Source organism: Mycobacterium sp. TH-M103 (assembly GCF_057473785.1).
In genome coordinates, this window is record NZ_JBYCLG010000347.1 from 1 (window position 1) to 10,392 (window position 10,392).

Sequence of the window (10,392 nt, forward strand, 5' to 3'; positions counted from 1 at the left end):
ATGCTGTCGGGCGCCATCGCCGTCGGGGTCGTGCATCCGCTCGTCGCCGACATCGACAACGAGGCACTGGCTTTCGAACTGCGGCGCATCACCCGCCGCCTCTTCGAGGCGCCCGGATAGTGATATGAATGACCCGGCACAGAAGTCGCATGGGTCCCGCGCGGGGGTCCACCGCACGAATCGCCAAGCCGATATCTCGTGCGGCACCGAGTTCTCCAGGCGAGCCGGTGGCCGCGGTCAATCGCATTCGCCATCAACGCACTAACGAATCCGAAAAATTGTTTGCCGCGTTCGGCGTGCGCTCCGGTACGGTTTTCCCATGAACAGAGTCGCGCGCCTGGCCGCCGCAGCGATCACGGCGCTCATTGGTTTGGGATTGGCGAGTGTCAGCACCGCGAACCGCGCCCTCGCCGACGATCCGCCCTTCCCGTTCGTCGGTTACCACTGGTGCCCGGGCAACCCCTTCAACCCTGCGTGGGGCCCCCAGTGGGATCCGACCACCTGCCACGACGCGCACCACCGCGACAAGGACGGCACGATTCACAGCGACGACTACTTCGGACCGAGTCCGTTTCAGGATTTGCCCGAACAGCGTTACCTGGGGCCGTGAATTCGGCCGTAGCTAGGTGTCGCCGCGCTCCCAGTTCTGGACGCCGTCGTGCGCATTGCACACCAAGAACAGGCCATCCGGAGCCTGCGCGACGTAGTACTCCGGGTAGTCGGTGCAGGACGAGTTCTCTTCTTTGACACCTGCCATCGGGGGGGACCGGAACCATCGGGGCTCGTATCTGCGCGGCGAACCGCAGAACATCAGCCGACCCGGCTGAGTGGCGAAAGAGACGTAATAGTCGGCGGTCCCGAACACGTAGTAAGTGGTGTTGTCGCATGGGGCACCGAGCACGACGTGCGGCATGATTCCCGGCGTGCAGCCCGGGTAATCACAGTTGACCGGTCCGGCAGCGGCCGGTGGCGCCGCAAGCGCACCAGCGCCGAGCAATACTGCGACCGCGGCGACGATCATTCGCACACGATTACTTTGCCACAGCAGGCATCCGGCGGGGAATAGAATTCTCTCTTTTGGAGAAGACCCACAAGCCCACATCGTCGCCATCCCCACCGACAGCCCGGCTTGGCAGTGATAATGTGGCTCTCTCCTGCCACAGCGGACGAGGAGGTGATCCAGTGCCGCCGCGCAAGCTGCCCGCTGAGCCGCCGGAAGCCGATGGGGTCATCCCCGTCGCGAGTTCCCCGTCGCACGCCGACGAAGACGAGCTCGCGCAGGCCGAAGCCCGCGCCGAAGCCGCCCGTTCCCGCGCGACACTGCTCCGTCGGCAGGCCGAAGCGGCATCGAACGGCCACGGCGACCACGTCGCCCACGACGAGCCTGCTTTGGAGTGGCCGTCGTCGCGCCGGCGAAGGTTGCGCCGTCCCGGCCGGGAAGCTCTGACCGCGTCTGCTGCGGTTGTCCTCATCTGCACCTCGCTGGCCGGAAGCGGCGGCCTGGTTTGGCATCACCGCATGGTGGCTCAGCAGACGCAGCGTGCCGCGAAGTTCTCCGCGACGGCCCGCGACGCCGTGGTGGCGATGATGACCATCGAGCCCGGCACGGCAAGAGACGACATGCAACGTTTCGTCGACGACACCACCGGGCTTTTCAAGGCCAGCATCCTGATGAGCGCCGAGCGGTACCTCAAGGCGGTCCAGGAGTTGAAGATAAGCTCCAAGGTCGCTGTGCAGGCCGTTGGCGTGGAGTCGATGACCAAGGACTCGGCGGTCGTGCTGGTGGCGGCGAAATCGGAGCTCAGCAAGCCCGACCAGGCCAAGCCGGCCGTGCGGTCGATGCGCGTCGTGGTCAGCGTCGAAGAGGACAACGGGCAGCCCAAAGTCTCCAGGCTCGAGTTCGTCCCGTGACGGTCGACGACGGCGGCGTCAGGAGGACAGCGCTTCGCGATCGGGCCGGCCGCGGACTCGGCGCGATAGGGCGCTGGGTGCGTCGCTGCCTGGCGCGATGGCGTCCAATTCTATTGACCGTGTTACTGGTTGGCGCGTTGACGTTCGGGGCGGGCTACTTCTACTTTGTGTACCGCCCGGATGTGCTGACCGACGACGCCGCGATGCACCAGGCCGTCAAAGCCGCCAGCGATGGTGCGGTGGCGCTGCTGTCGTATTCGCCCGAAACGCTCGACCGGGATTTCGCCAACGCCAGGTCCCGGGTGACCGACGACTACCTGACCTACTACCAGCGGTTCGTCGACCAGATCGCCGGCCCGGCGGCGCAGCGGGGGCAAGTCACCACGACCGCGACCGTGGTCAAGGCGGCCGTGTCGCAAATGCAGCCGAATTCGGCGGTCGTGCTTGCTTTCGTGAAACTGAAGACCGCGAGCAAGGAGAAGCCGGACCCGGTCGTGACGTCGAGCAGCCTGCGGCTCACACTGACAAAGGTCAACGGTGCGTGGCTTATTGAGAAGTTCGAGGCTGTATGAGCGCCCTCGGCGCCCATATCGTCAACCCTGCCGAAATGGGTGGAAACGGTGTTAATCTGTGAATTCACCTGAGAATGCTGGCTGTAGCGCGTCGAGGAGCAAGTGATGCGTTCACTGAATTTGGCGATGAGCGCCGCATTGGCATTGGCGGCCGTCGGTGCAGCGGGTGGGGTGGCCATAGCCCCGTCAGCGTGGGCCTACGACCCTGCCATCAACGGGACGTATACCGCCACGGTGGTCGGCGAATGGGCCAGGACGAATCAGGTGTTTCACCAGGAAGAGATGGCGCGGAGCACCTGGAAGATCACGTCTTCGTGTACCACCGCCCAAGACTGTGCCGGCCAGGTGGTCAGCGACCAGGGCTGGACTGCACCGCTGAAAATGCACGACGGAATGGTTTGGTGGGTCAAGCGCGACATCCCGAATTGGGAAACCTGTCCCGACGGGACCCCGAACGTCGGGCACGACGTCATTTATTTCTATCCCTCGGACCCTGAAACCGGCGAAAACAAGTTCGGCTCACCGGTTCTGGCCGGCAGGGAACACACGACCGGTCCGGCCGGCGCCTGCGGGACCAGCGCCCCGCTGTACATCGAACAGCCGTTCCGCCTGGACAAGACAGGGTAATCCGAGCCCGCAAGCGGCCCGGCCGGGCAATCGTTTTGGGCGACGCTCAGGTGGGGAACATGTCCTTCCACGTCTTGGGTGTGCCCTTCTCAGCCAGATTCGACTGACGGTAGACCTTTCCGTCCGGGGCGACGTAGCTACCGGTACGTGGGTCGTACTCCGCCACAGCGACAGACGGACTCGGCTTTGATTCGTTGCTCCCGAACGCACTTGGCGCCGCGGCCGTGGCACCGGTGGGTGTGGCCCCGGAGCCGGAGGGAACGTCGAGCGGCGCGATGGGTGAGACCTCGCCCATCTGCGTCGCGGGGCCGGGCGGCGCCGGCGGTGCCGCTGGTGCGTCGGGACCTGTTCCCCGCGGAACCGCTCCCGGCGGTAGCGGCGTGCCCTCCACCGGCCCGAAGATCCTCTCCCTGTTCCAGTTGACCCGGTCGTCCGGCGCAATGCCCTGCGCGATGAGGTTCGGATCCAGTGGGTACGTGCCAAAGACGTGCTGTCTCATCGCGAGCGGTTCGAATGGCTTGTCGCTCTCGCAGATTTCGACCGTGGGCGCGCGCTTACCGGGCTGGCCCATACACGGATAGTTGCGGGCACCGCGGACGCCGATCGGTGAATCCTGCGGCAGCTTGCAGTACAACCCGTCGGGGGTGTCGACGATCCGGGTGTCGGACGGAGCGCGCCATTCGCTCGGCGGCAGAAAGCCGACCGTGCAGGCGGGGGGATCGCTGAGGACAAGATTGAACGCACCGGTGGCCAGCCCGTTGGGGCTCTTCGTGCCGATGAACGACTGAATCGCGGCGGTGAACGGCGGCAGCAATACAAGTGCCTGCTCGAGCGAGGCGTGGTAGGTGATGCCGATCTGGCCAACGGTGGTGAGGTTGGCGAGCAGCACGGGCAGCGTTGGTTTGATCTGCTCGAGCAGTCTGGACGCCTCGTCGAAGGCTCCCGGCCCCCTGGCCAGCAGAGTGCGGATCTGTGGGTCGTTCTGAGCGAGTTGACCGGAGACACCGGCAAGGCTGCGCGCCCACAATCGGATCGAGTCGGTGGTCTTTTCCTGCGTGTCGAGGAATGGCCCCGTGTCGTCGGTCAGGCTCCGGGCGCGGTCGGCGACGCCGTTGAGGTCGCCGGAGAATTTCGCCGAAGAGTCGAACAGCGACTTGAAATCGTAACCGGCGCCGTTGAACGCCTGGAAGGTCTCGTCGAGCAACTGACCGAGCTTGCCCTTGGGAATGCTGTTGATCAACTTGCTGCTCTGGTCGAGCACGGGACCGACCGGCTGCGGGATCGAGGCGTCGTTCACGGCGATGACCGAGCCGTCGTGCAGGTAGGGCGCCGAGTCGGTTCGCGGGCGCAGATCCACGTAGTACTCACCGACCGCGGAGACGCTGCGCACCTCGGCTTTGAGGTCCGCCGGAATCTTGGGCGAGGTATCAAGGGAGAGAGTGGCTTCCGCGCCGTGGGGCGTCAAACCCACCGACGTCACCTTGCCCATCTGCACCCCGCGGTAGGTCACGTTGCTGAAGCGGTAGAGCCCACCCGTGGCCGGCAGCTTCAGCGTGACCGTCATCTTGCCGACGCCCAGCAGCGTCGGAGCCTGGACGTACCACAACACCATCAGGACGATGCCGATGGTTCCCGCGATGGCGAACACCGCCAACTGGATTCGGACGAAACGGGTCAGCATCTACCGGCCTCCGTCCGTCGGCTGAACCGGCGTCGCGCCCGGCACCGGGGCGCCCTGGTCCGCGGGCGATGCCTCCCGTTGCGGCGGTCCGGGCAAAGCCGGCGGCGACGACGACGGTTCGGGCGCAGCGTCCGGCCCGAGCATCGTCAGGCCGGCGACCAGGGGCGATACCGGCGCCGGCGGCGTAGGCGGCGGCGCGTCCGCCGACTGCGGGTTGGCAGTTGCCGGTGGCACGTACGGCGCCGGCACGCCGGGTTGCCATGGCGCCGCGTTCGGGCCGCGCATCGGTTCCCCGACCGGCCCCGGCCCGGTCACGCCTCCGGGTGCGCCGGGTGGAGCTCCGTACTTGTACAGCAAGTACTCCGGGTCCCCGGGCGCCGGCACGACCTCGGCGCCCAGGCGTTCCCAGTGGGTGCCCCGCAGGATGCTCTTGCGCAGACCGGCGTTCGTCAAGTCGATGTAGAAGAAGCCGTTGACGTAATCGCCCCGGATGTTCCGGTCGATGAAACCCTGGGTGAATGGGAAAGTGGGCGCATAGGCAAGGGCAGCGTCCAGGTCGGGCCCGATGTCGGCGAGCGCCGCAAGCGTTGGCCCCAGGTTCTTCAGGTTCCTGACCAAGTCGGATCCCGCGTCGTTCACGAGCTTGGTGGCGGTGTTGCCGAACGTTCCCAGCCTGTTCAAAGCCGTCGTCAACTGGGGCCGCTCCTTGTTCAGAACGTCCAGTGCGGGCGGAATCTTGTACAGCGCCTGGGTGATCACGTCGCGCTGCGCGGCGAAGGTGCCTGAGAGCCGGTTCAGCGCCTGTATGGATGCGACGAGGTTGCCGCGCTGCTGGTCGAGAGTGCCCACGAACCTGTCGAGCCGCGCCAGCAGGTCGCGAACGTCGCCCGCGCGCCCGGACAGGCTGGCGTTGAAATTGTGGATGATGTCCCCGATCTGCCCGAGCCCCCCGGCGTTGAGGATCACCGACAACGACGACAGCGTCTGCTCGGTCGATGGATAGGTAGACGACCGGTTCAACGGGATCGTGGCGCCGGGCTGCAGCCGTCCGCTGGCCGGTTGACCGAGCGGCGGATTGAGTTCCAGGTGCATCGATCCCAACAGGCTGGTCTGGCCGACCTTCGCCACGACATTGGCCGGGATCGCGACCCCGGGCCGCAGCGAGATGTCCACGTTGGCGTGCCAGCCCTGCACCGTCATCTTGCTGATGCTGCCGACGATGACGTCGTCGATCATCACCGGTGAATTCGCCTCCAGCGTGCCTACATTGGCCAGCTGGACGTGGTAGACGCTGGCGCCAGGTCCGCGTCCGACCGCACCCGGCAAGGGCAGAGAGTTCAGACCGTTGAAAGCGCATCCGCTCGTGGCGAGCATGACGCAGCAGGCGAGCCCGAGGAGCCTCCGCAACGCGGGTACGGCGAATCGAGCCCTCATGGTTGCCCACTTTCCGCTGGGAGCAGCATGTCCGGGACGCTGGCCGGAGCCGGCGCCGGCTCTGCCGGTGTGCTCGGCGGGGGCGGCTCCGGCATGGCGGCTCCGGGTATCCGCGCCGGCGGCCCGGGTGGCGGCGGCGCGGACGGGTAATCGCCGGGCAGCCCGGTGTACGCGGACACCGCGGGCGGCAACTCGGGCGGTGCCAGCTTCGGGCCCTCCCCGCCGGGCTTCAGCCGTTCCTCGGTGTACACGACGTTGCGCGCGTCGAACGCCGGCGCCAGCAGCGGATTGACCGGCAACGGGAAGTAGTTGAAGTTGAAGAACATCAACGGGTTGAACACCTTCAAGGCCGGGCTCAGATACAGGCCGCACAACTTGCCCGTCTCGACCCCGGTGCCGTTTTCCAAGGCCCCGATCTGTGAGCAGAAGGTCCACGTCGGGTTGCTGAAGTTCTGCAATCCCACCCCACCGCGGATGTTTCCGACGTCGGGGTCGTAGTCGTTGTAGGCGTTGGCAAGAGCGTTCGGCGTCACGTGCAGAACGTTCTTGAGTGCCATCTTGTTGTCTACGAGGATCTGCGTGAGGTCGGCCAGCCGCGTTACCTGTTCCGACGTCTGGTCGCGGACGCCCGCGATGAAGCGCTGCACTTCCCCGACCGCACTCGACAGGTCCGTCATGGCCGCATCGAGGTCGGATTTGTTGTCGTCGAGGACGCTGGTGAGTGTGGCCAGCCGGTTGTTGAACTGGACGAGCTGGACGTTGCTGTCGCGCAGGGCGCCGACGAAAGTCTGCAGATTCTTGATGATGTCGACGATGTTGCCGCTTCCGTCCGCCAAGATCCGCCCCACCCCCGACAGCTCAGACAGCGTCTGGCGCAGCTTCTCACCGTTGCCACCGCCGAGCGCGTCGGCGGCGCTGTCGATGAACCGCGCCACCGACGGGGTGGACACCTTGCTGTTGGGCCCCAATTCCGTTGCCATCCGCATCAACTGGTCTTTGACCTCGTCCCATTCGACGGGCACGGCCGTCCGGTCGACCGGTATGACCGCGCCGTCGTGCATGGTGGGGCCACTCGACCGGTAGGCCGGGGTGAGCTGGACGTAGCGCGCCGCCACCAGGTTCTGGGCGACGATCACCGCCCGCGCATCCGCCGGGATGGGCACGTTGCGATCGACGTGCATGACCATCTCGGCCCGGGTGCCCTGCGGCCGGATGGACGCGATGGTCCCGACCTTCATGCCGGAGACCCGCACGTCGTCGCCCGGGTAGATCGCGGTGGTGGTGGGAAAGTACGCGGTGATCGTCTTCGGCCGAAAGAAGGTGTTGCGCATGGCAACAGCCGCCCCGACCACCAAGAGCCCGGCCAAGGCGACGGCCAGGACCGTCCTGAACCTGTGGCGGGGAATCGCCCCGAGCCGCATCACCGCGAACCTCCCGGTTGCATGTTGAACGGGAACGGGAGCAACGCGCGCGGTCCGGCGGTGTCCGGGGGTTGACCGGGAGCGCCGTAGGCGCGGAAGCCGAACGCGTAGTCGAACAGCCATTGGAAGAATTGCAGCTGGAACAGGTTCGGGATGAGCGGGTTGTAGTAGAACCCGCTGGACACGGTCTCCCCCTGCGTCAGCTCGTACTTCGCAAGGCCGGGCAGCGCTTTGGAGAGGTTGTCGCGGTTCTTCTCCAACATCGCGGTCACGGAGTTCAATTTCTCCAGCGACGGCGCCAACTTCGCCTCGTTGTCGTGCACCAGACCGGACAACTGCCTGGCCACCGCGGAGGTGCTGGACAACAGCCGGACGATCGCCTGCCGTCGCGTGACCAGCATGGACAGGAGGTCATTGGCGTTGAGGATCAACGTGTTCAGTTGGTTGCTGCGTTGCGACAGGATGCCGGTGACGTCGCCGGCACCCTTGAGCAACTCGCCGAGTGTCTCGTTACGGGCATTGAGGGTCTTGGAAATCCGGGTCAGGCTGTCGAACGTGGGCCCCAGTTGCGGCGCAACCTGATCCAGGGTCGCGGACAAAGTGTCGAGGGACTGGTTGAGCGATTCGGTGTTGGTCCCCTTGACGTCGGTCGCCAGGTCGCTGATGGCCTCCGACAGCGAGTAGGGGGACGACGTGCGCGACGCCGGGATGACGGTCATCGGGCGCATGGTGCCGCTGCCGGCGGACTCGACGGTCAGCACTCGTTGTCCCAGCAGCGAGCCTGTCCTGATGTGTGCGGTGCTGGCCGACCCGAGCCCGACGTTCCCGTTGACGGTGAACGTCACCAGCACGTCGCCGTGCTGCAGCGCCATGCCGGTCACGCTGCCCACCTTCATGCCTGACACCGTCACGTCATTGCCCTGGGCGAGACCGCCGGCATCGGAGAACAACGCCTGGTACCGGACCGTGGTAGCCCGCTGTATCAGCTGGTCGGGATTCAGCCCGACGGCAATGACCAGCATTATCAGGACGGCGCCGATGAACCCGGCTCGAATGAGGCCTGCTCCGCGGTACTTATTCATCGGGATCCTTCGGTTCCGCGCATCTCCCGGTGACCTGGTGGTTGATACCCACCTCGACCGTCCGGTACTGCAGATCGGATACACGCAGCGCCAGACCGCACAGATAGTAGGGGAACCAGGCACCGTAGGCGCCGAGCCTGGTCAGCTTCCGGTAGTTGTTCGGCAGTTTTTGCAGCGAGATGTCGAGGAGGTTCTTGTCCTTGTCCAGCAGAGGGGCCAACCGATTCAACTGGTCCACGGTGCCGGCCAGGGGCGCGCGGGCGCGTCCCAGCAGACTCGCGATCGACGCGGTTCCATTGTCCAGGGCGGTGATCGCGGTACCGATGGTGTCGCGATCCTGCGACAGTCCGCTGACCAATTTCTCGAGGCGCTCGATGGCCCCGGAGAATTTATTGCCCTCCTTGTCGACCGTGCCCACCACGGTGTTGAGGTTGTCGATCAGCGCCTGCACCGTCTCGTTGTTGTCGGCCAACGCGTTCGAAAAGGACGACGACTTGGCCATCAGCGACTGCAGGGTGTCGCCCTCGCCCTGGAAGACCTGGATGAGCGAGGCGCTCAGCGCGTTGACGTCCTGCGGGTTGAGGCCCTGGGTAACCGGCTTCAGCCCACCGAGCAGCAGGTCGATGTCGAGGGCCGGTGCCGTGCGATCGATTGGGATCTCCGAGCCGGGCGGCAGCAACTTGGTGGATCCGGGGCCGTCGACGAGTTCGAGGTAGCGGTCGCCGACCAGGTTCAGGTAGCGGATCACAGCCCGGGTTCCGTTGGTGAGCACGACTTTCCGCTCCGCGTCGAACTTCACGAGAACCGTTTTGTCCGGACGCAGCGAAACGCTGTTGACCGTACCCACCCGCACCCCGGCGACCCGCACGGTCTCGCCGGGCTTGAGCCGTGACACGTCGGTGAACTGTGCCGAGTACCCGTTCGTCGAACCGGTGGTGTACTGCCCGAAGATGAAGAACAGGAACACCGTCAACAGGATCATCACGGCGGCGAACGCCCCGAACTTGATGATCATCGCGCGCGAGCCGCTCATCCGGGTTGTCCCACCTGGAAGGAGTTGCGCGGTGGCCCGTCGATCGGGCCGTACAGCAACTGTTTGAGCGCGTCGGAGTTGAGCAGCAATTGCGGGTTGCCGTACTCCTGCGGGTTGGCGCCGACGTCGGCCACCACGAAAGGTGGAGCGACATCGAACGGCACCACGGGCAGGTCCTGGCACTGGGGACCGCCGGTCGCGGCCACCTTCGGCAGGTTGGCGGGATAGCGGTAGCGTTCGGCGCCGAAACCGAGGTAGACCGCCACCTTGACCATCGGCTCGGGCAGGGGCGGAGCCTTGAGGTTCACCAGCGATCCAGCGATGCCGCACCACAGCGCCTGGTGGTACTCGTTGAGCAGGTCGGTGGTCGGCGCCGCCAGATGCAGGACGTCGGTCAGTGCCTGCCTGTTGCCGCCTAACACGTCGTTGCCCATGTCGGCCAAGCCAATCGAGCTCATCAGGAAGGCATCCAGGTTTTGTTGCTCGTCGACGATCGACTTGCTCAGCTTGACCGTGTTGTCGGCCGTGGCGAGGAGATCCGGCGCCGCGTCGGCGTAGGCGTTGCTGACCGCGGGCAGGACCTCGAGGTCGTGACTCAGCGCGGGCAGGCTGGGCTCCTGCTTGGCCAGGA

11 protein-coding genes are annotated in these 10,392 nt (G+C 65.8%); 4 read left to right on the top strand and 7 right to left on the bottom strand.

The window, feature by feature from the left end:
- Positions 1 to 319 precede the first annotated feature (319 nt).
- On the top strand, positions 320 to 610 hold the full coding sequence (locus tag AC2VOR_RS19365) for an Mtp family mycobacterial-type pilin (RefSeq protein ID WP_369737060.1): 291 nt from the start codon (positions 320 to 322) through the stop codon (positions 608 to 610).
- Positions 611 to 622: 12 nt separating this feature from the next.
- Here AC2VOR_RS19365 and AC2VOR_RS19370 read toward each other — a convergent pair whose 3' ends face one another.
- Entirely contained in the window at positions 623 to 1,021 is a 399-nt protein-coding gene (locus tag AC2VOR_RS19370; protein ID WP_369737059.1) for a hypothetical protein, read from the bottom strand.
- Between the two features lie 161 nt (positions 1,022 to 1,182).
- Between AC2VOR_RS19370 and AC2VOR_RS19375 the strand changes: the two genes are divergently transcribed.
- The 3 genes from AC2VOR_RS19375 (at position 1,183) to AC2VOR_RS19385 (ending at position 3,110) form a co-directional block, all read left to right on the top strand.
- A complete protein-coding gene (locus tag AC2VOR_RS19375; RefSeq protein ID WP_369737058.1) occupies positions 1,183 to 1,911 on the top strand; it encodes a hypothetical protein in 729 nt (242 codons plus the stop codon).
- Positions 1,908 to 2,483 (top strand): twin-arginine translocation pathway signal, encoded by a 576-nt coding sequence (locus AC2VOR_RS19380; RefSeq protein WP_369737057.1) that lies wholly within the window; start codon positions 1,908 to 1,910, stop codon positions 2,481 to 2,483. The genes AC2VOR_RS19375 and AC2VOR_RS19380 overlap by 4 nt, the downstream gene beginning before the upstream one ends.
- Before the next feature lie 105 nt (positions 2,484 to 2,588).
- A complete protein-coding gene (locus tag AC2VOR_RS19385) occupies positions 2,589 to 3,110 on the top strand; it encodes an Rv2253/PknI dimerization domain-containing protein (protein ID WP_369737056.1) in 522 nt (173 codons plus the stop codon).
- Positions 3,111 to 3,156: 46 nt separating this feature from the next.
- Here the strand turns inward: AC2VOR_RS19385 and AC2VOR_RS19390 are convergent, their stop codons facing one another.
- The 6 genes from AC2VOR_RS19390 to AC2VOR_RS19415 form a co-directional block, all read right to left on the bottom strand.
- Positions 3,157 to 4,791, bottom strand: a complete 1,635-nt coding sequence (locus tag AC2VOR_RS19390) for an MCE family protein (protein ID WP_486964334.1) — start codon at positions 4,789 to 4,791, stop codon at positions 3,157 to 3,159.
- Complete coding sequence (locus AC2VOR_RS19395) at positions 4,792 to 6,225, bottom strand: MCE family protein (protein ID WP_369737055.1); 1,434 nt, start codon at positions 6,223 to 6,225, stop codon at positions 4,792 to 4,794.
- Positions 6,222 to 7,646, bottom strand: a complete 1,425-nt coding sequence (locus AC2VOR_RS19400) for an MCE family protein (protein WP_369737054.1) — start codon at positions 7,644 to 7,646, stop codon at positions 6,222 to 6,224. The genes AC2VOR_RS19395 and AC2VOR_RS19400 overlap by 4 nt, the downstream gene beginning before the upstream one ends.
- The gene (locus AC2VOR_RS19405) at positions 7,646 to 8,728 is read right to left on the bottom strand and encodes an MCE family protein (RefSeq protein ID WP_369737053.1); all 1,083 of its coding nucleotides are present in this window, start codon (positions 8,726 to 8,728) and stop codon (positions 7,646 to 7,648) included. The genes AC2VOR_RS19400 and AC2VOR_RS19405 overlap by 1 nt, the downstream gene beginning before the upstream one ends.
- A complete protein-coding gene (locus AC2VOR_RS19410; RefSeq protein WP_369737052.1) occupies positions 8,721 to 9,761 on the bottom strand; it encodes an MCE family protein in 1,041 nt (346 codons plus the stop codon). The genes AC2VOR_RS19405 and AC2VOR_RS19410 overlap by 8 nt, the downstream gene beginning before the upstream one ends.
- Positions 9,758 to 10,392, bottom strand: a 635-nt coding sequence (locus AC2VOR_RS19415) for an MCE family protein (protein ID WP_486964335.1), incomplete at its 5' end; no start/stop codon positions are given. The genes AC2VOR_RS19410 and AC2VOR_RS19415, both read right to left, overlap by 4 nt.

Bases quoted from the DNA above. Each gene is read 5' to 3' on its own strand.
- AC2VOR_RS19365 (WP_369737060.1), top strand. From the start codon at position 320: ATGAACAGAGTCGCGCGCCTGGCCGCCGCAGCGATCACGGCGCTCATT.
- AC2VOR_RS19370 (WP_369737059.1), bottom strand. From the start codon at position 1,021: ATGATCGTCGCCGCGGTCGCAGTATTGCTCGGCGCTGGTGCGCTTGCG.
- AC2VOR_RS19385 (WP_369737056.1), top strand. From the start codon at position 2,589: ATGCGTTCACTGAATTTGGCGATGAGCGCCGCATTGGCATTGGCGGCC.
- AC2VOR_RS19390 (WP_486964334.1), bottom strand. From the start codon at position 4,791: ATGCTGACCCGTTTCGTCCGAATCCAGTTGGCGGTGTTCGCCATCGCG.
- AC2VOR_RS19395 (WP_369737055.1), bottom strand. From the start codon at position 6,225: ATGAGGGCTCGATTCGCCGTACCCGCGTTGCGGAGGCTCCTCGGGCTC.
- AC2VOR_RS19400 (WP_369737054.1), bottom strand. From the start codon at position 7,646: ATGCGGCTCGGGGCGATTCCCCGCCACAGGTTCAGGACGGTCCTGGCC.
- AC2VOR_RS19405 (WP_369737053.1), bottom strand. From the start codon at position 8,728: ATGAATAAGTACCGCGGAGCAGGCCTCATTCGAGCCGGGTTCATCGGC.
- AC2VOR_RS19410 (WP_369737052.1), bottom strand. From the start codon at position 9,761: ATGAGCGGCTCGCGCGCGATGATCATCAAGTTCGGGGCGTTCGCCGCC.